Annotated in this window: 18 protein-coding genes; 10 read left to right on the top strand and 8 right to left on the bottom strand. The window is 72.6% G+C overall.

Translation table 11 applies throughout. The features are described 5' to 3' along the window. The first annotated feature begins 19 nt into the window (after positions 1–19). From JKJ07_RS24785 to JKJ07_RS24765, 5 genes are all read left to right on the top strand, one after another. On the top strand, positions 20–1,147 hold the full coding sequence (locus JKJ07_RS24785) for an NAD(P) transhydrogenase subunit alpha (RefSeq protein WP_202994140.1): 1,128 nt from the start codon (positions 20–22) through the stop codon (positions 1,145–1,147). Beyond that, positions 1,144–1,428 carry an NAD(P) transhydrogenase subunit alpha part 2 gene (locus JKJ07_RS24780; RefSeq protein WP_202994137.1) on the top strand — a complete coding sequence of 95 codons (285 nt, stop codon included), beginning with the start codon at positions 1,144–1,146 and terminating at the stop codon, positions 1,426–1,428. The genes JKJ07_RS24785 and JKJ07_RS24780 overlap by 4 nt, the downstream gene beginning before the upstream one ends. Next, positions 1,425–2,816, top strand: coding sequence for an NAD(P)(+) transhydrogenase (Re/Si-specific) subunit beta (locus JKJ07_RS24775; RefSeq protein WP_202994135.1), 1,392 nt, complete (start codon positions 1,425–1,427; stop codon positions 2,814–2,816). Before JKJ07_RS24780 ends, JKJ07_RS24775 begins: the two co-directional genes overlap by 4 nt. Before the next feature lie 97 nt (positions 2,817–2,913). Beyond that, a complete protein-coding gene (locus tag JKJ07_RS24770) occupies positions 2,914–4,047 on the top strand; it encodes an alpha/beta hydrolase-fold protein (RefSeq protein WP_236029852.1) in 1,134 nt (377 codons plus the stop codon). A 137-nt stretch (positions 4,048–4,184) separates the two neighbouring features. Continuing rightward, positions 4,185–4,784, top strand: coding sequence for a maleylpyruvate isomerase family mycothiol-dependent enzyme (locus JKJ07_RS24765; protein ID WP_202994134.1), 600 nt, complete (start codon positions 4,185–4,187; stop codon positions 4,782–4,784). Here JKJ07_RS24765 and JKJ07_RS24760 read toward each other — a convergent pair. After that, positions 4,777–5,646: a hypothetical protein gene (locus tag JKJ07_RS24760; RefSeq protein WP_202994131.1), complete on the bottom strand. Its 870-nt coding sequence runs from the start codon at positions 5,644–5,646 to the stop codon at positions 4,777–4,779. The two genes, JKJ07_RS24765 and JKJ07_RS24760, sit on opposite strands and share 8 nt — an antisense overlap. Before the next feature lie 31 nt (positions 5,647–5,677). Here JKJ07_RS24760 and JKJ07_RS51825 point away from each other — a divergent pair, with 31 nt between their 5' ends. The 3 genes from JKJ07_RS51825 (at position 5,678) to JKJ07_RS24745 (ending at position 8,941) form a co-directional block, all read left to right on the top strand. Further along, positions 5,678–6,430, top strand: a complete 753-nt coding sequence (locus JKJ07_RS51825) for a phosphotransferase enzyme family protein (RefSeq protein WP_307834391.1) — start codon at positions 5,678–5,680, stop codon at positions 6,428–6,430. Between the two features lie 127 nt (positions 6,431–6,557). Then, complete coding sequence (locus JKJ07_RS24750) at positions 6,558–7,349, top strand: S1 family peptidase (RefSeq protein WP_202994129.1); 792 nt, start codon at positions 6,558–6,560, stop codon at positions 7,347–7,349. A gap of 401 nt (positions 7,350–7,750) precedes the next feature. Beyond that, on the top strand, positions 7,751–8,941 hold the full coding sequence (locus tag JKJ07_RS24745) for a cytochrome P450 (protein ID WP_202994128.1): 1,191 nt from the start codon (positions 7,751–7,753) through the stop codon (positions 8,939–8,941). Here JKJ07_RS24745 and JKJ07_RS24740 read toward each other — a convergent pair. Together JKJ07_RS24740 and JKJ07_RS24735 are read right to left on the bottom strand one after the other, a co-directional pair. Next, the gene (locus JKJ07_RS24740) at positions 8,902–10,062 is read right to left on the bottom strand and encodes a cytochrome P450 (protein ID WP_202994127.1); all 1,161 of its coding nucleotides are present in this window, start codon (positions 10,060–10,062) and stop codon (positions 8,902–8,904) included. The genes JKJ07_RS24745 and JKJ07_RS24740 overlap by 40 nt on opposite strands. 16 nt (positions 10,063–10,078) lie before the next feature. Next, complete coding sequence (locus JKJ07_RS24735; protein WP_202994126.1) at positions 10,079–12,451, bottom strand: NACHT domain-containing protein; 2,373 nt, start codon at positions 12,449–12,451, stop codon at positions 10,079–10,081. An 89-nt stretch (positions 12,452–12,540) separates the two neighbouring features. Between JKJ07_RS24735 and JKJ07_RS24730 the strand changes: the two genes are divergently transcribed. Continuing rightward, complete coding sequence (locus JKJ07_RS24730; protein ID WP_202994125.1) at positions 12,541–12,933, top strand: hypothetical protein; 393 nt, start codon at positions 12,541–12,543, stop codon at positions 12,931–12,933. 11 nt (positions 12,934–12,944) lie between these two features. On the opposite strand, the gene JKJ07_RS24725 is transcribed toward JKJ07_RS24730, so the two are convergent. From JKJ07_RS24725 to JKJ07_RS24715, 3 genes are all read right to left on the bottom strand, one after another. Continuing rightward, the gene (locus JKJ07_RS24725) at positions 12,945–13,514 is read right to left on the bottom strand and encodes a hypothetical protein (protein WP_202994124.1); all 570 of its coding nucleotides are present in this window, start codon (positions 13,512–13,514) and stop codon (positions 12,945–12,947) included. Between the two features lie 297 nt (positions 13,515–13,811). Then, positions 13,812–15,068: a glycosyltransferase gene (locus tag JKJ07_RS24720; RefSeq protein ID WP_202994123.1), complete on the bottom strand. Its 1,257-nt coding sequence runs from the start codon at positions 15,066–15,068 to the stop codon at positions 13,812–13,814. Then, positions 15,065–17,278: a GH92 family glycosyl hydrolase gene (locus tag JKJ07_RS24715; protein ID WP_307834428.1), complete on the bottom strand. Its 2,214-nt coding sequence runs from the start codon at positions 17,276–17,278 to the stop codon at positions 15,065–15,067. Before JKJ07_RS24715 ends, JKJ07_RS24720 begins: the two co-directional genes overlap by 4 nt. A gap of 201 nt (positions 17,279–17,479) precedes the next feature. Between JKJ07_RS24715 and JKJ07_RS24710 the strand changes: the two genes are divergently transcribed. Further along, positions 17,480–20,182, top strand: coding sequence for an Hsp70 family protein (locus tag JKJ07_RS24710; protein ID WP_202994121.1), 2,703 nt, complete (start codon positions 17,480–17,482; stop codon positions 20,180–20,182). On the opposite strand, the gene JKJ07_RS24705 is transcribed toward JKJ07_RS24710, so the two are convergent. Both JKJ07_RS24705 and JKJ07_RS24700 read right to left on the bottom strand, forming a co-directional pair. After that, positions 20,164–21,561, bottom strand: a complete 1,398-nt coding sequence (locus JKJ07_RS24705) for a dynamin family protein (protein ID WP_202994120.1) — start codon at positions 21,559–21,561, stop codon at positions 20,164–20,166. The two genes, JKJ07_RS24710 and JKJ07_RS24705, sit on opposite strands and share 19 nt — an antisense overlap. After that, the gene (locus JKJ07_RS24700; RefSeq protein ID WP_202994119.1) at positions 21,558–23,324 is read right to left on the bottom strand and encodes a dynamin family protein; all 1,767 of its coding nucleotides are present in this window, start codon (positions 23,322–23,324) and stop codon (positions 21,558–21,560) included. The genes JKJ07_RS24705 and JKJ07_RS24700 overlap by 4 nt, the downstream gene beginning before the upstream one ends. Between the last annotated feature and the right edge of the window lie 130 nt (positions 23,325–23,454).

The following is a 23,454-nucleotide window of genomic DNA, read 5'->3' as shown; positions in this document are numbered from 1 at the left end:
GAAGTGATAGGGCTTCGATATGTCGACGACGACAGTAGGCGTGCTGCGGGAGACCGCCGGCCGCGAGCGCCGGGTGGCGATGACCCCGGACGGTGTGACCCGGCTGCGCCGTACGGGTGTGCGGGTCCTGGTCGAGACGGGCGCGGGACGCCACGCCTGGTTCGACGATCCCGACTATGCCGCGGCGGGGGCCGAGATCGGGGCCCGTGCGCAGGTGTACGAGGAGAGCGACGTGCTGCTGGTGGTGCGCCCGCCCGACGACGTGGCCGCGCTGCCCGCGGGCCGGGTGCTGATCGGGCTGCTCGACCCGCTCGGCGACCCCGCGCTGACCGAGACGCTGGCCGCGCAGGGCGTGACCGCGATCAGCCTCGACCTGCTCCCCCGCACGCTGAGCCGGGCCCAGCCGATGGACGCGCTGACCTCGCAGGCCAACGTGGCCGGTTACAAGGCGGCGCTGCTGGCCGCGGAGGCGTACGGGGGCTTCTTCCCGATGCTGGTCACCGCGGCCGGCACCGCGCGGCCGGCCCAGGTGCTCGTGCTGGGGGCGGGGGTGGCCGGGCTGCAGGCCATCGCGACCGCGCGGCGCCTCGGCGCGCTGGTCACCGGGTACGACGTACGGGTGCAGGCGCAGGCCGACATCGCCTCGACCGGCGCGGCGGTCCTCTCACTGGACGCGTCGCAAAACGGAGACGACGGATACGCGCAGGCCATGGATGCGGACGAGGCCGCTGTCCAGCTGCGGGCGCTGACCCAGGCCGTCCCCCGGTTCGACGTGGTGATCACGACGGCCAAGGTGCCGGGCGGACGCTCGCCCCTGCTGGTGTCCGAGGACGCGTTGCGGGCCATGCGGGCCGGCTCGGTGGTGCTCGACCTGGGCGGCGGCAACGTGGCCGGTTCCGCTCCCGACACCCGTACGGTGACCGAGCACGGGGTGACGGTGATCGGCGCGCCCAACCTGGCCGCCACGGTGCCGGTCGCGGCGTCCACTTCGTACGCGAGAAACATCGTCGCCCTCGTAAGCAGTCTGATGCCCGAAGGGCGTCTTCCAAGTGAGAACGATGACGAGGTCCTCGCGGCAGTGCTGATCTGCCGTGACGGCGTCGTCGTGCATCCCCGGCTTCGCGACCACGAGAAGGAGATCCGATGAGCCCGCTGCTGCTGGCCGACCTCACGGTGTTCACGCTCGGCCTGCTCGTCGGCTTCGAGGTGATCAGCAAGGTGCCGGCCACCCTGCACACGCCGCTGATGTCCGGGGCCAATGCGATCCACGGCGTCGTGCTGGTCGGCGTCATGCTGCTGGCCGCCACGATCTCCACCCCGGTCGGTTACGCGCTGCTGGCGGTGGCCGCGTTCTTCGCCGCGATGAACGTCGCCGGGGGCTACGTGGTGACCGACCGGATGCTGGCGATGTTCCGGAGCCGGTCGTGAGCGCCTTCGACACGATCGTCCACCTGATCTATCTGGCCTGCGCGACGGCCTTCGTGATCGGGCTGCACCTGATGAACGCGCCCTCGACGGCCCGGCGCGGCAACCAGGTCTCGGCGGCCGGCATGGGGGTCGCGATCCTGGTCACGCTGGCGGTGCTGATCGAGGACGGGCGAATCAACGCGTACGCCGCCTGGGCGCTCGGCCTGGGCACGGCCGCCGGGGCCGCGGCGGGGCTGGTGGCCGCGCGCGTGGTCCGCATGACGGCCATGCCCCAGCTGGTCAGCCTGTTCAACGCGGTCGGCGGCGGCGCGGCGGCCCTGATCGCGCTGGGCGAGCGCCCGGCCTCGACCCAGGCCGAGGTCACCGGCGTGCTCGACGTGCTGATCGGCGCCCTCACGTTCAGCGGGTCGCTGATCGCCTCGGGCAAGCTGGCCGGGCGGGTGCCGGGCCGCCCGATCGTGGTGCCGTACGGGCGGTTCGTCTGGGCCGGGCTGGCGGCGGTCGCGGCCGCGATGGCGGTGCTGGTCGTCGGGTTCGACGGCGGCACGGCGGCGCTCGTCGGGGCGGCGGTGGCCGCCCTGGTCGCGGGCGTGCTGCTGACGCTGCCGATCGGCGGGGCCGACATGCCGGTGGTGATCTCGCTGCTCAACGCGTGCACGGGCACGGCGGTGGCCATGGCCGGGTTCGTCCTCGAGAGCACCCCGCTGATCATCGCGGGCGCGCTGGTCGGCGCGGCCGGCGCGATCCTGACGAAGCTGATGGCCGACGCGATGAACCGGCCGATCAGCGCGATCATCGCGGGCGGCTACGGCACCGGCGACGCCATTGCGGTCGAGGCCGGGGCGGGGTCCGCGGCCGTCCGCGAGATCACGGCCGACGACGCGGCGATCCAGCTGGCGTACGCGGGAAGGGTGGTCATCGTCCCCGGTTACGGGCTGGCCGCCGCCCAGGCCCAGCACGAGGTGGTGGCGCTGGCCCAGGCGCTGACCGCGCACGGGGTCGAGGTGTCGTACGCGATCCATCCGGTCGCGGGCCGCATGCCGGGCCACATGAACGTGCTGCTGGCCGAGGCCAACGCGCCCTACGAGCAGCTGCAGGACCTGGAGGAAAGCAACCCGGCCTTCCCGCGCACGGACGTGGCGCTGGTCATCGGGGCCAACGACGTGACCAATCCGGCGGCCCGACGGGCCGGCAACCCGGTCTCGGGCATGCCGATCCTCGACGTCGACCTGGCCCGCAGCGTCATCGTGATCAAGCGGTCGCTCGGGCACGGGTACGCCGGGATCGACAACGAGCTCTACGCGGATCCGCGCACGGCGATGCTCTTCGCGGACGCCAAGAAGGGGTTGAACGCGCTGTTGACGGGGGTGTCGGCGTACGCGAAATAGGCTCTCGTCTTGACTAAGCAAGATCCACTTGGGACTCTCGGTTGCGGATCGCTCACCCTCCGCCGCCCTCGGGAGTGCTGACGTGCAGAGTCCGCTGATGTCCACCCTGCTCGAAGACCCGGCCTCGCTGCACGAGTGGTGGCAGCGCGTCACCGCGAACGGCACGCCGCTGGTCGAGCCGTGGCGCGACGGCTCGCAGCTGGTGACCTTCCTGTGGCGCGGCTCGGCCCAGAGCACCCGCGTGTGGTGGGGGCTCGACGTGCCGCTCGAGCGCATGCGCGGCAACGACCTCTGGTACGCGACGCGGGTGCTGCCGTCCGACCTGAGCACCGTCTACTGCCTGGTGCACGACGGCGTCGAGGAGCTGCCGCGCGACGCCTCGGGCCGGGGCAAGACCCACATCGACGGGCACAACCCGGCGCGCTATCTCTTCCCGCCCGACCCGGCCGACCCCGGCGATCACGACAACTGGGTGTCGATGCTGTCGCTGCCCGACGCGCCGCCCGAGCCGTGGCTGGCCCCGCGCCCGGGAGTGACGCCGGGGGTGCTGACCGAGGCGCCGTTCGACCGGCAGGTGATCGTCTATCACCCGGCCGGCACGGCGACGGCCGGGCTGCCGGTGCTGGTCGTCTTCGACGGCTGGATCGCCCGCGAGGTCCAGCGGATCCCGACCGTGCTCGACAACCTGATCGCCGCGGGCGAGATCCCGCCGCTGGTCGCGCTGTTCGTCACCAGCCACGCCGCCGGCCGCGACGACGACCTCTCGCCCGACGGGGCGATGCGCGACTTCGTCACCCGCGAGCTGCTGCCGTGGGCCCGCACGACCCTCGGGGCCGGGCTCGACCCGCGCGCCAACATGATCGCCGGCGCCTCCCGGGGCGGGTTGCTGGCCGCGCACATCGGCCTGACCGCCCCCGGCAGCTTCGGCGCGGTGATCTCACAGTCGGGCAGCTTCTGGTGGCCGAGCGACGCCCCCGGGCGGCTGATCCGCGAGGTGGCCCAGCGCCCGGTGGCCGACGTGCGGTTCTATCTGGACGTGGGCATCTTCGAGACGTTCCCGGCGCCGGGCGGGGTGCCGTCCCAGATCGACATGAACCGGGCCATGCGCGACGCGCTGCGCAAACAGGGCTACTCGGTGGCGTACGCCGAATACTCGGGCGGCCACGACTACGTGAACTGGCGCCGCACCTTCGCCGACGGCCTGATCGCGGTGGCCGGGGTGCGCGCATGACGGCGGCCGACGAGCGGGGCGAGCGGCGGACGGAGACCCGGGCATGACGGCGGCCGACAAGCGGGCCGAGCGGTGGACGGAGGCCCGGGTATGACGGCGGCCGACGAGCGGGGCGAGCGGTGGGCGGGGGCCCGGGCATGACGGAGGTCGCGACGCTGGGTGAGCTGTGGGCGGTCTGGGCCGCGTACGGGGAACGGATGACCGCCGGGCAGTGGGAGGCGCCGACCCGGCTGGAGCCGTGGACCGTACGGGCGCTCTATGCGCACGCCGCCAAGTGGCCGCACTGGCTCGCCTACGTCGCCACCCAGACTCGCGACGACCCGCCGACCCACGAGTCCACGGCCGGCCTGCTGAAAGACTTCAACGCGCCCGACGGCGTCGCCACCCGCCACCGCTCGCAGACGGCCGAAGCGGCGGTCGACGACGCCGCGCAGTTCACGCCGGAGCAACTGACCGCGGCGTTCGCCGACGTGGGCCCGCGATCCCTCGACGCCGCCCGCGATCTCGGCGACTCCGTCGTCGACTACTTCGGCACCGGCCGGCTGCGGATCGGCGAGGTGCTCGGCATCGGGATCGTCGAGGCCACCGTCCACCTGCTCGACCTGCAGCGGGCCCTGGGCGAGCCGCCGTCCGTGCCCGCCGCCGGCCTGGCCCACACGTCGGCGATCCTGACCGCCATGACCGATCCGGCCGGCATCGTCGAGGCCCTGACCGGCCGGGGCGCCGTGCTCACCTAGCCATCGCCAGCACCGCCACCCCGGCGAAGACCAGCGTCGCCCCGACCGCGGTCCGCGCCGTCGGCCGGTCCGCGCTACCCGGCGCGGCCGCCCAGGAAAGGACGCTGCCCCGCGCGGCCGCCCACGACAGGACGATCACGAACAGGATGCCGGTCTCGCGCAGGGCCGCGATCGCGGGCACCTCGGCCGCGGTGACCAAAGCGAGGGCGGCCAGCGTGAGGACATGGGCGGCCACCGACCCGAGCCCGATGACGAACGTGATCGGCTTGATCGCGGCGTACAGGGAACGCGGTTTTGTCAGCAGCCGGATGGTGACCGAGCCCAGCACGACCGGCGTCATGGACAACCACAGATAGGTGCTCGGGTCGACGGAGGCCAGGCCGCGCGAGGCGATGATCGTGTAGCAGGTCAGCGAGAGCGCGACGGGCGCGGCGGCCAGCACCGAGCGGCGGTTCGCGCCCGAGGCCGTGACGAAGATGCCCGCGCTGATCACCAGCACCCCGACGCCGGCCCCGGCGGGCACGTCGTCCCCGGCGATCAGCGTCACCAGCAGCACGAGGACGGGAGCCAGCCCGCGCGCGACCGGATAGGCGGCGTGCACCGGAACCCGGGCGTAGGCCACGTTGAGCAGGAGGAAGTACGTGATCGAGAAGAAGGCCGACAGCGCGAGATAACCCCAGGCGCCGTCCTCCACCCGCCAGCGGATCAGCGCGAACGGGGTCAGCGCGAGCCAGCCGACCGCATAGCCGACGATGCCGGCGTCGAACCCCTTGGGCGCGGCCCGGCCCAGCAGCACGTTCCACAGTGCGTGCAGCAGCGCCGACGACAGGATCAGCGCGAGCGCGAGGGCCGGCAACCCCATGGCGCCAGTCTGCCCGACTACGATTCCGGACGTGGAGATCCTTTCCGGTGGCGGCATCAACGAGGTCGTGAAGATCGGCGACGCCGTACGCCGCCCGACCGGCCACTGGTCGCCCAACGTGCACGCGTTGCTGCGCCACCTGACGGCCGCCGGATTCACGGGCGCGCCCGAGGTGCGGTCGGTCGAGGACGGTTACGAGCTCTTGTCCTATCTGCCCGGTGACGTCTCGAACTACCCGCTGACCCCGGCCGCCCAGTCAGCCACCGCGCTGACCTCGGCCGCGACGCTGCTGCGGGCCTATCACGACGCGACCGTCCCCTTCGCCCGTACGGCTCCGCGCGACGGCTGGCAGGTGCCGGCGATGGACCCGGTCGAGGTGCTCTGCCACGGCGACTTCGCCCCGCACAACTGCGTCCTCGACGGCACGACGGTGACCGGCCTGTTCGATTTCGACTTCGCCCACCCGGGCCCGCGGCTGTGGGACATCGCGTACGCGGTCTATCGCTGGGTCCAACTGACCAAGCATGGTTTGCCGCCCACCGCGCAGGCCGAGCGGCTGCGCACGTTCTGTGACACGTACGGCCTGGACGCCGAGTCACGGCTGCGCCTGATCGACACCGTGGCCGCCCGCCTGCACTCGCTGGTCGAGCTCATGCGCACCCGGGCCGCCGGCGGTGACCAGGCCTTCGCGAGTCATATAGCCGACGGTCACCACACCCTCTACCTCACCGACGCCGACTATGTCCTGGCCGAACGGGCCACGCTGGAGCGGCCCCTCTGCTGACACCGAACGAGTTAGGCGGATCGGCGGCCACGGGGCGGTGGGACGGCCGATACCCCGGAGTTGCGCAACCTCCGTAGCTTGAGGTGGCGTCGCGATTACGCGGCGTTTCCTGACGGGAGGGCGCACCGTGACGAAGCTGGGGTGGTCGCGCTCGCTCTCCGTGGCCCTGGCCGTCTTTGTCGGCTGGGCGATGACCGGCCAGGCGTCGGCCCTGGTCGTTCCCCGCGCCGCGACCGGTGGCTCCCCCGTGCTGCCGGTCGCCCGGATCGAGGCCGATCACGGCCTGCTCGACCGGGGGCTGAGCTGCACGGGCACGCTCGTCGCGCCGACCTGGGTGGTGACCGCCCAGCACTGCACCAACATCGGGCGACGCCCGGGTCACCCGTACCGGCCGCAGGATCTCAAGGTCAACTTCGCCGAGCCCGTACGGGTTGAGGCCGTCTACCGGATGCCCGGCTACGACGCGGCGTCGCTCGTCAACGACGTCGCCCTGCTGCGCCTGGCCGCGCCCGTGACCGCCGTGACGCCGGCCCGGATAGCGCCCGACCCGCTGCCCTCCCCCGCCGCGGCCCAGGTCTACGGCTTCGGCGCCACCGCCGACGGCCTGCACACCTCCGACGTGCGGGTCACCTCGCGAGCCGCGGTCAACGACGGGCCGTGCCTGTTCCCGGCCGGGCCCTTGACCTTCGTCATGTCCGTGCACGGCGGCTCCACCCCGGGCGACAGCGGCGGCCCGATGCTGCACTGGCAGGACGACCGGCCGCTGCTGCAGACGATCACCGCGGGCGCCGCCGACCGGACGACCTGCGGCACGCCCAGCCTGGAGGCCCACCCGGAAACCTGGGTCGGCATCTACAACCGGGTCGACCGGGCCAGCTCGGCCGGTTCGTTCCTGGCCACCCACATTCCCGACCTCTGACCTGACGCACCCCTCGGGTCGGCCCGGGCTCCGGAGCCCGGGGCGGCCCACCGGTGGCCGCCGCGCCTTTGCCCAGGCGCCGGCCACGGCTGGGAAAGCGGGCGGCCGGGAGCCCGCCCGCTTTCCCAGATCCACCAACGGATTAGGCCCATCGGCCTCCCCAACCCGAGGGGTATCGACTGCTGAGTCGGCCGATTCCCCGTGACAAGGCTGGTTCGTAACTTGTAGTCGGCACTTCGAGCTTGCTTCTGGACCGGCACGGCGACCCTGGGAACCTGGTCGCGACCGGTCCGGTGACCGCCGCCGGGGGAACGCTTCGTCCAGGCGCGCGGGGGCGGTCACGTGCCGGGTGGGCGGGCGGCGGGGCGGCGGCCCGCCCACCCGGCGGCAAGAATGGGGTCATGGACTACCTGACCGCGCTCGGCTCGCTGTTCGAGGCCGAGGGACGCCACGACCCGTATCCGGCCTACGACGTGATCAGGGCCCAGGCGCCCGTCTTCCGCGCCCCCGACGAACGCTGGTATGTGACCACGCACGCGCTGACCAACCGGTTCCTGCGCGACACCACCATGCGGCTGGCCGACTCCAGCGACTACGACCAGTTCTGGCCCGACTGGCGGCAGAACCGCGGGGTCGCCTCGGTGGTGCTGTCCATGCTGCAGACCAACCCGCCCGACCACACCCGCGTACGCCGGGCCGCCGCGGCCACCTTCACGCCGCGCCGGATCGCCGCGATGCGCGACGTGATCGCCGCCCAGGCCGAAGAGCTGATCAAGGAGATGCCCGCCGAGGCCGACTTCATGACGGCGTTCGCCTATCCCCTTCCCGTCGGCGTGATCTGCGCGCTGCTCGGCGTGCCCGAGGCCGACCGGCCCTGGTTCCGGCAGCGCGCCCACGACCTGACGATCGTGCTCGAGCCGATCAGCACGGCCGACGAGATGCAGCTGGCCGACGCGGCCGGGCGCGAGCTCGAGAACTACTTCATCGGCCTGATCGCCGAACGCCGGAAGAACCCGCAGGAGGATCTGACCACCGCGCTGGTCGAGGCGGGCGCCCTCACCGGCGAGGAGCTGCTGGCCAACCTGGTGCTGCTGCTCGTGGCCGGCTTCGAGACCACGGCCAACCTGCTCGGCACCGGCCTGCACCTGCTGCTCTCGCTCCCCGCGCAGGCCGACCGGCTGCGGGCCGACCCGTCGCTGGCCCCCGACTACGTCGAGGAGATCCTCCGGTACGACTCCCCCGTCCAGCTGACCACCCGGTTCGCCACCGAGCCGTTCGAGGTGGACGGCATCGCGGTGCCCGCCGGCGCCGCGCTGACCATGCTGCTCGGCTCGGCCAACCGCGACCCGGCCCGCTACGACGACCCGCACCGCTTCGACCCCGACCGCCCCAACATCCAGCCCGTGTCGTTCGGCGGCGGCGCCCACTACTGCCTGGGTGCCCCGCTCGCCCGGATGGAGGCCCAGGTCGCGCTGCCCCTGCTGCTGACCCGGCTGCCCGCGCTGGCCCTCAACGGCGACGCCGTACGCCGGGACCGGCTCGTCCTGCGCGGCTACTCCGAGGTGCCGATCACGACCGGAACGGTCTCGTAGGCGCGCAGCACGAAGGTGGGGCGGTTGACCGGCTCGGCGGCCAGTTCGAGGGGCAGCGCCAGCAGGGCCCTGAGCCCGGCCTGCAACTCGATGCGGGCGAGCGGCGCACCCAGGCAGAAGTGCAGTCCCGCGCCGAAACCGAGGTGCGGGTTGGGATCCCGGCCGACGTCGAACTCGTCCGGCCGCGCGAACACCGCCGGATCCCGGTTGGCCGCCCCCAGCAGCGCGGCAATCTTGTGGCCGGCCGGGATCCGTACGCCCGCGACGTCCACGTCGGCCGCCGCCGTGCGCACGAACATGTGCAGCGGGGAGTCGTACCGGATCATCTCCTCGCCCGCCGCGGGGATCAGCCCCGGGTCTTTCCGCAGCCGCGCCAGCTGGTCCGGATGCCGCAGCAGGGCCACCATGCCCCCGCCGAGCGCGTTCACCGAGGCCTCGTGACCGGCGTTGAGCAACAGAATCGCCGACGCCACCAATTCGTCGGATTCAAGCTCCCGTACGGCGACCAGGTGGCTGATCAAATCGTCCCGCGGCTCCGCGGCGCGCCTCGCGGCCAGATCGCGCAGGTAGCCGGCGAACTCCCGGCACGCGTCGAGAGCCTTGGCCTCGGTCTCCGGCGTACGGGAAACCTCATACATGCGGACGATCGCGGCCGACCACGGGCGCAACTTGGGCCGATCGGCCTCGGGCACACCCAGCAACTCGGCAATGACCGCCACGGCGAGGGGCTCGGCCACGTCGGCCAGGATGTCGAACCGCGGCCCCGCCTCCCGTACGAGCCGGACAGCCGTCGCCGCGATCGGCTCCCGCAACCGTTCGACGTGCCCGCGCGCGAAGGCCTTCGCCACCAGCGACCGCAGCCGGGTGTGAGCGGGCGGCTCGTTCTCCATCATCTGATTGCGGTGCAACAGATTGAACGGCTCATAGACCTCGGCCGGCTCCCGATCCTGCCAGAACCGCCCCAGCCGCCTGTCCCGCAACACCGCGTCGGCGGCGGCATGACTCGCGGCCAGAAACTGCCCGGTCGGCTCATGCCAGGTGACCGCCCCCTGCTCCCGCAACGCGGCCAGCCCCGGATACGGATCCTGAATGAACGCGAGGTCGGTGAAGTCGATCGCCACACCTGGCACGCTATCGTCACGCCGCCGACACCAGCAGCACGGCGTACGCCGTACGGGAGGTGACCGAGCCGACCGCGGAGATCTTGTATTCGCGGACGGCATAGGCCGGCTGAGGCACCGTGGCGGTGATGCGGAACTCGCCCTCGAGCGCGGTGTTGGCCACGTAGCTCGCGGAAGCCGTGGCCCCGGGCGTGTCCGGGGTCAGGAAGACATAGACCTGTTCGCCGGTCCCGAAACCGGCCCCGTGGATCGTCACCGTCCCCCCGGGCCGGGCAGTGCCCGGACTGACATCGACGACGACCGTCTCCACGAGCGGTTTCCCGGTGTCGTGCACGTCGGTCGGCGTACCGTACCGGGCGAGGTCCGGGTCGACCGACAGGATCACGCCGGCGAAGAAGACGAGGGCGCCGGTGCCGGCCAGGCCGATGTGGACGAGCCGCCACGGCACCGGACGTGCGGGCGGAAGCGGCACACCGGAGAGCCGTTCCTGCAGGGCCGCGTGCCGGAGCTGCATCGTCGCGCCCGACCGGCGCAGCACGCCCCGGCGATGCGCGTCCCGCAGGAACGGCAGCAGGTGCCATGGCAACTGCCCGTTCACGGCGAACCAGCCGCGGGCCACCTGATACCAGCCCCAGGCCGTGCTCAGCACCGTGACCGCGAGCCCGGTGCTCAGGCCGAACGCGGCCCCGGCCACCCCGCCACCGATCGGCGCGGCGGCTCCACCCGCGGCCACCGTCACCCCGGCCAGCAGCAGCAGCGCCCGCGAGCGGTCGTCGGCGACCATCCGGGCCGGGTCGATCGGCGTCCGGGGATCGGCGTCCCGGTCGAAGACCGTGGTGAAGTCGTGGGCGAGCAGCCCGGCCGTCACGACTGCCATGCCCGCGGCCACCGCGCTGCCGATCCCGGGCGGCGGGGGAAGAAAGTGGAGGCCACCGGTCCGGACGAGGACGTAGCACAAGCCGCCCGTGAATCCGCCGATCAGCGAACCCAGCGCGGCGATGCTGAGCGAGCGGACCAGGACGCGGGGCCGCCGCGGTCGCAGCCGCAGGCGACGGCGGGCGGGAGCGGGCAGCCCGGACAGGGGAACCGCGTCATCGCTGACCAGGGCGAAGCCGAGGAAGAGCGGGACGATCGCCACCGACAGCGGCCCCATCACCCACCGCCAGCCGAGCACCGCCAGCAGCACGCTGACCGGCAGGCAGTAGAGAACACCGGTCAGCCGCGCCCGCACACTCGGCGGGACCCGCCCGGCGAGCTGCCACCAGGCGATGTCGTGGTCGTCGCGGGCCAGGAAGGACAACCATTGCCGGGCGCGGTCCGCCGGCCAGACGTAGCCGTCCTCCTCCTCGGCCGGGGTCGGATACGCCGCCGGAACCAGCCGGTCGAGCAGCCGCTCGTGGACGTCGCGGACACCGAGCAGCTCACGCAGGGCCTCCGGCCGCCGCCGGCCGATCTCCCGGATCAGGGCGGCCCAGAGCGGAGCGGCCAGGGCGGCGGTCAGCCCACCGCTGTGGTCTCGGCGGTCCGCCAGCAGCAGATCCCGCCACCGCCCGGCCTCCTGCGGCGGCGCCGTCCGGACCAGATAGCGTTCGACCTGCTCGGCGGTCAGCGGCTGCAGTTCGATCGGGAGGGCGGCGGTGAGCGGGCGCCCGCCGGGGCCCTCCGCCGCCTCCAGGTATTCCGCGGTGCGGCAGGTCACCACCAGCGACGCCCGGCTGCCCAGGGTGCGGTCGATGGCCTCGATGGCGGCTCGCCGCCAGCCGACGTCCGGCATCTCGTCCAGGCCGTCCAGGATCAGCAGCAGCCCGGCGTGCGGCTCAGGGCCGCCCTCCGTCTCCGTCCCAGGGCGGCGGGCCGGCACATATCCGTAGTCCCGTTCGAGGCGCTCGTTGACCCAGGCCAGCAGTGGCTGAGTACGCGGATTCCAGGTGGCCAGCCGGACCAGGATCGGCACGGGCTCGCCACGCCGGCGGGCCCGCAGCAGGTCGATGGTCAACCGCAGCGCACAAGCGGTCTTCCCGCTTCCCGCGGCGCCGAGAACGACAACCCGGCCATGGTGCCGTGGATCCCCCACGAGCTCCATCAGGCCGGTGACGTCGCCGTCCAGGCGCAGCGGCTGGTCGGCCCCGTCACGGCGGATGTTCGACCAGTGGTCGGCGTACCGGGACGACGAGGTCCGCCAGGCCAAGGGGATCGGCTCCGGGTCGGGCAGCGACCGCGCCTCGGCCCGCTCCCAAGCCCGCCGGACCAGCCCGGCGAGCCGGTCGTCCGGGTCCGGGCCGTAGTCGTTGACCACGATCTGATCGCCGAGCGCCTGGAAGATCTGCGACCGGTCGTGCGCGATCGCCGTCATCTTCACGACGTGGATGTGGTCGTCGTCCGCGGACACACAGCGAAGGTACCGACCCCGGGAGGGGATGCCCCGCCTTCGTACCCTGAACGAATACCACCCGAGAAATCCGACGTCAGGAGTACTCGATGGACCCGATGGTGGCGGCGGCCGGCGCGGCACTGGTCGCGGCGATCGCGACCGACGGCTGGCAACAGGCGAAAGCGGGCGCGGTCGGACTGTGGCGCCGGGTCCGGCCCGAGGAGGCCGAGACCGTGGACGACGAGCTGACCGCCGTACGGGCCGAGGTGATCGAGGACGACGAACACACCCGCGCCGCCCTGGTCGGGTCGTGGCAGGTCAAGCTGCAACGCCTGATCCGCGACAACCCGGAACTGGGCGCCGACCTGCACACGCTCCTCGACGACGTGCTGACCCCGGCGCTGGGCGAGGAGCAGCGCTCGGTGGTGCTGAAGGCCGAGGCATCCGGCCAGGCCCGGGTCTACCAGGCCGGCCGCGACATGCGGATCACGGGCGACTGACCGCGCCCGGGTCAGGCCGCCTCGAAATGCAGGGTGCCGGTGGGTTCCAGCTCCTTGCCGTTCGCATCGAGGGCCTGAACTTCGAGATCGACGGCTTCGGGCAGCCAACTGTCGCGAACCATGGCCAGTCCGCCCCGGACCGGGACCGGTCCGACGCGAGTGCCGTCCGATGAGATCAGAACCACCGAAGCGCCTTCTGCTCCGGGTGGGGCGATGACGAACGTCCCCATTCCCCGCGCCGATCGCCAATCGACGTCGGTGGCGTCCCAGCACGACCCTGAAACGGCGGACTGGTGGCGGCCGTCGACGTCGACCTCTTCCTGGACGAAGCAGATGGCGGCGCTCTGATCGCGCACCCAGAGCCGGACGGAGCTCTCACCGACGCCGACGCTGGACCGGACCGTGTAACCCTCGGGGCTCTTCCAGGTGGACGCCGGCTGCTCCTCGCCGGTCAGGCTGTCCCATTGAAGGGCTCCGACGAGGACAGCGATCCCGACGACCACGACGAGGAACGTCTTGGCCCTGCGGCTGCCTGCGATCCGACGCCAGAAGCGCGGCATGGAGCTGGAGTCCACCGTCACCGAACCCTTCATCCGTAGAGGCGCCTGCCGAGCCCATATTTGCAGGCGCGTGCACGGCGCTGCGGCAGCCACCGGTCACTCCTCCCCCGGCGCGCCGCCGGTCTCGCTGACCGTCGTCAATACCTCCGGCGGTCTCCTTGATCGACCGGCGCCGCCGGCGGGACGCTGGCCGCGGTCAGCGTTGCGCTGCTGGTCGTCGGCGGGGCCGTCTTCCTGATCGGACGCCGGCGCCGTTCCCGATTCGTGGCCTGACACGCCGCGTCCGGCTCGACAAAGCGAGCCGGGCGCGGCGCGGTGTCAGTTCTTTGCCGACAGCAGTGAGTCGAATACGGCGGCCCGGTCGAAGGTCAGCGCCTTCGAGAGGGCCCGCGCGGCCATCTCCCGCTTCTCCGCCTCGGTCATGTCGAGGACGGCGTGGTCCAGGGCGTCGGCCAGGGCGTTGATGTCCCCCGGCTCGACGATGACCGCCGTGTCCCCCACAGCCTCGCCGGTGCCGCCGGTTAGCGTCGTGATGACCGGGCCGCCGCCGGCCAGCATCTTCTCGGCCAGGGCGATCCCGAACGTCTCCACGAAGTCCGGCTCCGGCTTGGTCGGCAGCGCATAGGCCGCGCAGCCCCGCATCAGCAGGGGCTTCTCCTCGTCGTCGACGTCGGTCAGGAAGATGATCCGGTCGTCCTCCTTGGCCATGGCCTGCACGTGTTCCAGGGCCGGGCCGGTGCCCGCGACCACCAGCTTCACCTTGTCCCGGCTGCGCATCTGGCCGTACGCGATGACCAGGTCGTAGATGCCCTTGGCCCGGGCCACCCGCGACAGGAACAGGATGTATCCGTCGCGTTCCAAGCCGCGGCGGGCCAGGGCGGCGTCGACGGCAGCAGGGTCCAGGTCGAGGTAGGCCGAGGAGTCGATCGGCGGGTAGCTGACCGTCACCCGTTCCCGGCACTGCGCGGCGAACGACGTGCCGCAGGCCGCGTCGACCTCCAGGGCCGAGGCGATGATCTCGTCCTTCGTGTACTCCGAGACCGCCACCACCTCGTCGTTGGCCAGGAACGTGGTGAACAGGACCGTGGCGGCGCCGAAGCGGCCCTCGCGCAGGCACTGGCGGATGACGTTGGTGACGTCCGAGCCGACCGCCTTGGCGATGGTGTGCACATCCGGAGCCAGCCCGGCCGCCCGGGCGGCCTGCACCGCGTCGACCACGACCGTCTGGTGCGGCACCAGATACATCGACAGGCAGACGGTGGGGATCGGCTCGGCCAGCAACTCGACCAGGCGTCCGGTGAGGCCGGCCAGATGCCGGCCGTCGGGCACGCGGTAGTCGCCGACGGCCTCGGGCCGTTCGACGGTGATGCCCTCGCTGTACGGCAGCAGCCGGTCGAGCGGCTTGAGCGGCAGACCGGCGGCCTGCAGCACCGGGATGGGCCAGGTGAGCAGGCGGACGTCCGTGAAGCCCCGGGTGAGCGCGACCTCGGCGAGGTTGCGGGCCTCGCCGGAGTGGCCGCAGATCACCGGGTCCGCGCGGACCACGATGACGAGACGACGGTCGGGCTTGTTCAACGTGCGGCCTCCGAAGGGGGTGAGTCGGACAGGGAAGGCGGGCGGATCCCGTTTCCCCAGCTCGACGGCTCCGGGCCCAGCCGCAGGTGCAACCGGCCGCCGCGGTGCACGTCGGCGGCGCTCAGGTGCGTGGCGTGCAGGGGCTTGCCGTTCAGGGTGGCGCTCTGGACGAACAGGGCGGGCGGCTCGCGGTCGAGGCCGTCGACGCCGATCGGGGTCTCGCGGTGCCCGCTCGTCTCGATCACGAACTCGCCCTCGGGCATCTGCAGGGCGGCGCGCTCGAAGGCGGGCGTGTTGACCAGGAACAGGTGCTGCCCGGCGACCGGGAACAGGCCCAGCGACGCCCACACGTACCAGGAGGACAGCCCGCCCGAGTCGTCGTTGCCCGGCAACCCGCCCGGGCCGGTGCCGAACTGCCAGGTCAGCGCCGAGTGCACGACCTGAGCCGTACGGTCGGGGCGGCCCGCGTAGTGGTAGGCCCAGGGAGCCTCCATGTCGGGCTCGTTGTTGAGCCCCTCGAACCGCTTGAGCGCGTACCCGGCCTGCATCTCGGCAGTGGGCGGGCGCCGGCCGGGCTGCTTGACCGGCTCGGCGCCGTAGCCGAAGAACCGGTCGAGCTTGCCGATGAACGCGGTGTCGCCGCCGGCCAGGTCGATCCGGCCGCGCATGTCGTGCAGCAGCCGGAACGAGTAGTTCCACTTGCCGCCCTCGTAGTATTCGGAGTCCCGCAGCAGGCCGGTGACCGGGTCGAACGCGTTGACCCAGCCCCGGCTGCGCTCCTCCAGGTCGGCGGCGAGCCGGCGGTCCCCGAGCGCGCGGGCGACACGGGCCGTGCAGTGATACCCGTACGCGAGGTCGAGCGTGTGGGTGATCGGGTGCACCACGCCGTGCTCGTAGAAGTCCTCGCCGTACATGCGGCGCAGGTCGTCGACCATGTGCACCAGCGCCCAGGCCCAGTCGATCGGGGCCCGGCCGAGGGCGTGCGCGTCGGCCAGGGCGGTGTGGGCGAGCGCGCTGGCCTGCCGGAAGAACCGGTCGGCGCCGCGGGCCATCCGGTAGCCGATCGGGAAGTTGCCCTCCTCCTCGCACACTCTGATCAGCGATTCGAGCAGGTCGGCGGCCCGGTCGGGGGCGATCGCGGCCAGCAGCGGGATCTGCGTTTTATAGATGTCCCACATCGTGGAGACGTCGAAGGCGTACGGGCCGGAATTGGGCCAGAACGGGCTCTCGTCGTCGGCGAAGCAGGGCTTGATCAGCGCGTGGTACAGCGCGGTTCCGAGCACCGTACGCCGGGCTGAAGTGCCCCCGTCGACCTGGATCTTCTCGAAGTGCTCGCGCCATTTGGCCCGCGTTTTCGCCCGTACGGTCGTGAACGCGGAACTCTCGCCGTTGCACTCGCGCCGCAGATTCTCCCGAGCCTGGTCGGTCCCGCGCAGCGAGAAGCCCATCCGGACCTCGATCGTCTGACCGGCGCGGGCCGAGCCGCGGAACAGCATGCCGAACGGGCGCAGGTTGGTGTGCCGGATGCTGTCGAAGTCGAGCCGGGTGCCGCCGTCGATGAGCCGCCGGTCGTACCAGAGCATCTGCCGCCAGCCCGGACTGTCGACCTCGACATAGACCGAGAGCGGCACGCCCTCCATCACGATCGTGCCCTGGGCCCGGCCGTGCCCCATGCTCTCGATCTGCGCGCGCAGCGGCACCGTGCGGCCGAGCTCGGTGGCCAGGCCGCCGCACGACAGGTCGAGCACCACGCGGGCGCTGCTCGAGGCGGGGAACGTGTAGCGGTGCACGGCCACCTTGTCGCCGACCGTGATCTCGCTGCGGATGCCGGTGTCGAGCGTGGCCGCGTAGTAGCCGGCCTCGGCGGTCTCGTCGTGCAGGGCCCAGGACTGCCCGAGGTCGTCGAGCGGCTGCACCATCGGCGTCACGCGGACGTAGTTGTAGTACTTGCGGATCGCGCCGGTGCCGGACTGCTGGAAGTGCGTGAACCCGGACGCCTGGATCCGGTCGAACATCGTCTCGGGGACGCCCTCGGTGTTCTTGGTGTAGAGCCCGTAGCCGGTCGGGTAGGCGCCGGAGTAGGCGCAGGCCGAGACCATGCCGAAGGGCGCCGTGGCTCCGGGGTGGGTGTTGCCCACCTGTGGCTTCGGGAACCACCACGTGGCGGCGAGTCCGCGGGCGGGAGGCAGGTCCGTGGCCGCGGTGCCGATGAAGGGGTCGACGTTGTCAAGAATGGCGGGACTCTATCCAGCGGTTCGTGGCCTGAGGTTTCGTCAAGGTGAACTCCCAAAGTCAGAAGTGGATCTTGCACGATCGGGGCTGCCTCTAGATCGAGTCTGTCGTACATCTGCGCCGCAGTTACCCGTTCGGGCAGCGTCGGGATGTCGCACCCGGATGCGAAAATCCACGGCGTGGAGTGGACCTACGGCCTCGGCATCGACCTCGGCACGACCCAGACCGCGGCGGCGGTGCACGACGACGCCGGCGCGACCGGGATCGTGCGCCTCGGCGGGCGCCGGGCCGAGATCCCGTCGCTGGTCTTCGTCAAGGAGGACGGCTCGCTGCTGATCGGCGAGGCGGCCGAGCGGCGGGGGCTGGCCGAGCCGTCCCGCCTGGCCCGCGAGTTCAAACGGCGGATGGGCGACCCGGTGCCGATCCTGGCCGGCGGCACCCCGTTCTCGGCCCACGCGCTCACCGGCAAGCTGCTGCGGCACGTGCTCGACGAGGTCACCCGGCTGCGCGGCGGGCCCCCGTCCGCGCTCACGCTGACCCACCCGGCGAACTGGGGTCCGTACAAGCGCGAGCAGTTCGCGCAGGCAGTGCGCCTGGCCGACGCCGAAAATGTCACCTATCGCACCGAGCCCGAGGCGGCCGCCCTGCAGCACGCGACCGCGCGGCGGATCGCGTCCGGCGAGACCGTGATGGTGTACGACCTGGGTGGCGGCACGTTCGACGTGGCGCTGCTGCGGCGCGACGGCGACGGGTTCACGCTGGTCGGCGAGCCCGAGGGCATCGAGCAGCTGGGCGGGGCCGACTTCGACGAGGCCGTGTTCGCGCACGTCGTGGGCGCGCTCGGCGACGCCGCCGAATCGCTGGACGCCGACGATCCCGAGGTGGTGGCGGCGCTGTCCCGGCTGCGGCGCGACTGCGTCGAGGCCAAGGAGGCGCTCTCGTTCGACACCGAGGCGATGATCACGGTGGCGCTGCCCGGCCTGCACACCCGGGTGCGGCTCAACCGCTCCGAACTGGAGTCGATGATCTCGCCCGCGCTCGAGGACACGCTGGCGGCCACGCGCCGGGCGATGCGGTCCGCGGGCCTCGACGCGACGCAGGTCAGCGCCATCCTGCTGGCGGGCGGCTCGTCCCGCATCCCGGTGGTGGCCCAACTGCTGGGCGAGGAGTTCGGGCGCCCCGTGATCGCCGACCCGCATCCGGAGCACAGCATCGCGCTGGGGGCGGCGGTCGCATCGGGACCTGCGGCGTCTTCCCAGCTCACGCCACCGACAACTTCCCCGTACGCCCATCCGGCGCGCACGTCCGAGCAACCGACGACGCCGTACGCGCAGCCCGCGGCCACTCACGAACAACCGACGACGCCGTACGCGCAACCGGCGCCCACGGCCGATGCGCCGAACCCGACGCGGGTGATGCCGGCGCAGCCGTTCTCGGCGCCACCGCAGCGGTCCGGCGATGGTGTGCCGGTCTTTCAGCGCGGCGCGGCCTCGGTGCCGAGTGGGGAGCCGGAGCCTTTGTCGGCGACCAGGCCGTTCCCGGCCGGCCCCGAACCGTTGGCGCCCACGGCTGCCTTCGCGGCGGGAGCCGAAACGCCTGCGCCCACTTACCCGGCAGACCAGCGGTCTCCGTCCCACCCGGCCGACCAGCGGCCGCCGGCTTTTCCGCCCGGCCCCGCAGCGGGGCACCTGCCGCTGACGAACACGACGCCGTTCCCGGCGAGCCCGGCGGCGCCTGGCTACGCGGGAACGAACATGGCGCCGCCCTCGGCCCCCGTCGCGGCCTTGAAAAGCGGGACGGCGGAGCGGGGAACACCGCCAGTGTGGGACGACCGGAACTCGTACGGGAAAGGGAAACCGACAGACCTCGAGGCGCCGCGCTCGCGGCCGAGCACCCGGCGCCTCGCGCTCGCGGCCGGGATGGCCGTCGTGCTGGTCGTGGGTGGTGTGGCCGGCGCTGTGGCCTGGAACAAGCGCGACAAAGGGGACGGTGAGACGGCCGCTCCGCCGCCGAGTGCGCCGGTGACCTCGACGACGCCTAAGCCGCCCTATCCGACCGATGCGTCGATTCTCGTGCGGGTTGATACGGGGGGTGACGACAGCGCGAGCCGGGTGTCGAAGATCGTGTCGTTCAAGCCGGGGATCGGCACCGAGCGCACCGCGTTTCCGTCGACGGAGCCGGGTGATCTGCTGCCGCGGTGGTCGCACAACCGGGAACTGATCGCGATGACGCACACCAACGCGGACAACACCAACGACATCGTGATCATGAACAAGGAGGGCACGAGCCGGCACACGCTGGTCGAGGACGTGGCCAACAGCCGGGCCACGTGGTCGGGCGACGACAAGCTGGTCGCGTACATGAAGAAGGTCGACGGGTTCAACCAGATCTTCCGGATCTCGATCGACGGGGGCGAGCCCGAGCAGCTGACGTTCTCGAAGGAGGCCAAGGACGACCCGTTCTACACGGTCGACAGCGAGGCGATCGTCTATTGGGTGTTCCGGGCCGACCAGAAGCTGATCTACGTGCTCAACGCGAAGAAGCTCGAGGAGCCGGGCCGCCGCATCACGCAGCCCAAGCTGGGCCCGGCCGTCGACCCGGCGCTCGCCCCCGACGACAGCTACATCCTGTTCACGCTGGAGAGCCCGGACGGCAACTCGGACATCTGGATCGTCGACAAGCTGACGAAGAAGCCGCCGCGCCGGTTGACCACCAGTCCCGAGCGCGAGATGGACCCGACGTGGTCGCCGGACGGCAAGTGGTTCGCGTTCACGCGCGGTGACTACGACAAGCCGCAGATCGTGATCATGAAGCCGGACGGGACGGGTGAGACCGTGCTGACCGCGCCGGGCCAGCGCGAGGGTCATCCCTGCTGGTTCTGACCGGCCAAAATTCCTTCCGCCGTACGGGTCACGGCGCGCGCCGCCGTGCGCAGGTCGCGGTTGGAGAGCGGGTGCTCGGCGAGGCGCTGCCACTTGGCTTGAGCGGCCCGCGCGGCCTCGCCCACGTCGCCGTCCTCCGGGAGGCCGAGGCGTTCCCGGGCGCCGCCGCCGGAGCCGCCGAGCAGGCGGTCCATCTCGGCCCGGCGGTCGTCGGCCAGCGTGAGGCGGCCCGAGCGCAGCTCATGCAGCAGGCGCAACTCGACGAACTCGTGGGCGCCGGCGCGGATCTCCTCGGCTCCCGCGGCCAGGGGTGAGCCGGGCGGCAGGCGCTCGTCGAGGGTGGCCAGGGCGCTGCGGGCCTTGAGCACCTCGGCCCGGCCCTCCAGGTGGGCACTGAGCACCTCACGCAGCCGGGTGATGCCGCTGCGCTCGGTCAGGGCCGCGGCCAGGCCGGCGGCGTCGGTGACCACGCCCTCGCGGATCAGGCGGGTGCTCAGCCGCACGCCGAACAGGCCGACCCGGGTCAGCAGCCGCCGCCGCTGTTCGCTGCCGGCGGCGAACCGGTCGGCGGTCAGCAGCAGCTCGACGATGTCGTCCATGGGCCGGGCCGCGACCTGGGCCAGCAGCCGGAACTCGCCCTCGCGCAGGGTCGCCCCCGCCGCGCCGAGCAGGCCCGCCACCGGCACCACGACCGGGCACAGCCGCCGCAGCCGCTCGTCGGTCGTATAGCGGTCGGCGACGCGCTCGGCGGCCGTCATCGCGTCGAGGCGGCAGCCCCCGATCTCGTCGGCCCGGCTCAGCACGCCGACCGCGTTGACCGAGGTGCCGCCCCCGCCGCCGCCGTGGAAGGCCTCCAGGAAGCGGACGTCGCCGCCGTGCAGGTGCCGCAGCAGATAGATGACGGCGTCGGCCTGGCCGTGGTCGTTGACGAACGTGTGGGTGCGGGCCGATACGTCGGCCGACAGCGACTCGATGCCGGGCGTGTCGATCAGCGTGTGCCGGCGCAGGCGGGCGCTGGGCACCCGCACCTCGAGCCGGTCGACCTGCTCGGCGGGGCGGCCCAGGTCGATCCGGACCGCGCCGTCGTGCCGGGCGAACGGCCGGGCCTCGCCGGTGCCGTCGCGCAGATACGACGTGACCGCGTACGAGGGGCCGTCGGCGTACCAGGTGACGATCCGCGTGCACTCGCCCGCGTCGGTGGGCGCCAGCTCCTCGCCGATCAGCGCGTTGAGCAGGGTGGACTTGCCCGCCTTGAGCTTGCCCGCGATGGCCACCCGCAGCGGTTCGTCGAGCCGCCGCCGGGCCTGGATGAGCCGCTGGTCGGCGGTGGCGGCGACGGCCTGGTCGAGCAGCGCGCGGGTGCGCGCGAGCAGGTTCACGACGCCAGCCGGTCGATGCGGCGGCGCTGCTCGTGCAGGGCGGCGGCCCGGTGCTGCCGCTCCTGCTCGCCCAGGGCGGCCACCTCGCGGACGGCGGCCTCGGCGGCCTGGGCCGAGCGGGCCAGCTCGCGGGCCCGGGTGGCGAACTCGTCGCGCAGCAGGCGCTGGGTGCGGCGTACGGATTCGCGGCTGTCGCGGCCGACGTGGAAGCCGACCTCGTCGACGTAGCGCCGCAGCTCCTGCCCGGCCTGCGCCCGCCGCTGCTGCACCTGACGCTCCTTCTCGGCCTTGACCAGCCGCCGCCCGAGCGTGACCCCGGCCAGCAGGCCCAGCGGGGCGGCCCAGGCCACGCTGAACAGCGCGCCCACCGCGCCGAGCAGATAGAACCCGCCGTACGCGACCCGGGCCGCGGTGAAGGCGCCGAGGAACTGCGCCATGCCCGACTTGCCGAAGGTCAGCTCGATCGGCCGGGCCTTGCCGGCGCTCATCGGCAGCGCGGGCAGGGTGGCGCTGAGGTCGTGCGCCTCCATGCCGAACCGCTCGGCGACCTCGGCCGCGAGCTGCTCGGCCCGGGTCACCAGCAGCATCAGGTTGTCGGCGGCGGCCCGGGCGGCCTCGCGCGCGGCCCACGCCTGGAAGTCCTGCCACGTCTGCCGCGGGTCGGACTCGGCCAGCAGCTCCTCGCCCTGGCGGATCAGCAGGCGCAGCCGCTCGCGCAGGTCGTGGTCGACATCGGCCGCCAGATCCTGGATGCCGTCCTGCAGCACGACCTGCCAGGTGCCGTGCTGCAGGGCGGCGCTGCGGCGGGAGCGCTCGGCGTAGCCCGCGGTCACCTGCGGGTCGAGGGCCGCCGCGGCCTCGGCGTCGAGGCGCTCGCGCAGCTGGGCGGCGACGAAGGCCAGCTCGTCGCGGGCGGCGGCCAGGCGGTCGGCGGCGGCCGTGTCGATGACCTCCGTACGCAGGAGGTCGACCAGCCGCGGGAAGCCCGACTCGGCGTTGAGGGCGGTGTCGTCGCGGGCCTGGGCACGCATCCGCAGGAACGACGACACCGGCACGACGGGCAGGTCGAGCCCGAGCCGGCGCAGGTGCCCCTGGTTGAGCTCGGCGATGCGCCGCCACTCGACGTGCAGGTCGGTCTTGGTCAGCACGAGGAACGTGCGAGGGCAGCGCTCGACCGTACGGCGCAGGAACTCGACCTCGGGTGCGGTCAGCTCCTGGGCGGCGTCGGTGACGAACAGGGCGGCGCCGGCCGTGGTCAGGGTGGCCAGGGTGAGGTTGCCCTGCGCGGAGTCGAGACCGCCGACGCCGGGCGTGTCGACGACGGCCAGGCCGGCCCCGAGCAGGCGCCGGTCGATCCTGATCTCGACGGCGCGCGCCTCCTGGCCGCTGTCGCCGGTGATGTGCTTGGCGACGTCGCCGAACTCGATCGGCGTCTCGTGGTCGGCGATCAGGGCCGCGCTCGGCGGGCGGCCGAAGCGCAGAATCGTGGGCAGCGCGGTGACGATGTCGGCGTCGACCGGGCACAGGTCGGTGCGCAGCAGCGCGTTGATCAGGGTGCTCTTGCCCTGCTTGAACTCGCCGACCACGGCCACGGCGACGTCGCCGCCTTGCTCCAGCCGCGTGGCCGCGTGCCGGAGCCGCTCCGCGAGGTCGGCGCGGCCCGCGCCGGTGGCGATCCGGCCGGCCGCGGACAGCCGGGCGAGCATGTCGGCCGCCGTCGGCGGAGGCGTGGGCGAGGTCGGGCTGGACCAGAACGTGGTCAACCGTGTCCCCCTCCGCGCTCGCAACGCCCGACCATAGCGCCCCACACCCTGCCACCTGCGGACGGATTTCCGACACTCCCCACGGCGCGTTTGATGTGCGATGTTGTGCGCGCTTCGCACGCGCCGTCCC

Source organism: Paractinoplanes lichenicola, from assembly GCF_016785085.1.
GTDB classification, from domain to species: domain Bacteria; phylum Actinomycetota; class Actinomycetes; order Mycobacteriales; family Micromonosporaceae; genus Actinoplanes; species Actinoplanes lichenicola.
The sequence above is the reverse complement of the archived record's forward strand: the minus strand, read 5'-3'. Positions and strand labels throughout refer to the sequence as shown.

Coding starts and splice junctions, on each gene's coding strand:
- JKJ07_RS24745 (WP_202994128.1), top strand. CDS start 7,751: ATGGACTACCTGACCGCGCTCGGCTCGCTGTTCGAGGCCGAGGGACGC.
- JKJ07_RS24765 (WP_202994134.1), top strand. CDS start 4,185: ATGACGGAGGTCGCGACGCTGGGTGAGCTGTGGGCGGTCTGGGCCGCG.
- JKJ07_RS24730 (WP_202994125.1), top strand. CDS start 12,541: ATGGACCCGATGGTGGCGGCGGCCGGCGCGGCACTGGTCGCGGCGATC.
- JKJ07_RS24785 (WP_202994140.1), top strand. CDS start 20: ATGTCGACGACGACAGTAGGCGTGCTGCGGGAGACCGCCGGCCGCGAG.
- JKJ07_RS24770 (WP_236029852.1), top strand. CDS start 2,914: ATGTCCACCCTGCTCGAAGACCCGGCCTCGCTGCACGAGTGGTGGCAG.
- JKJ07_RS24780 (WP_202994137.1), top strand. CDS start 1,144: ATGAGCCCGCTGCTGCTGGCCGACCTCACGGTGTTCACGCTCGGCCTG.
- JKJ07_RS24760 (WP_202994131.1), bottom strand. CDS start 5,646: ATGGGGTTGCCGGCCCTCGCGCTCGCGCTGATCCTGTCGTCGGCGCTG.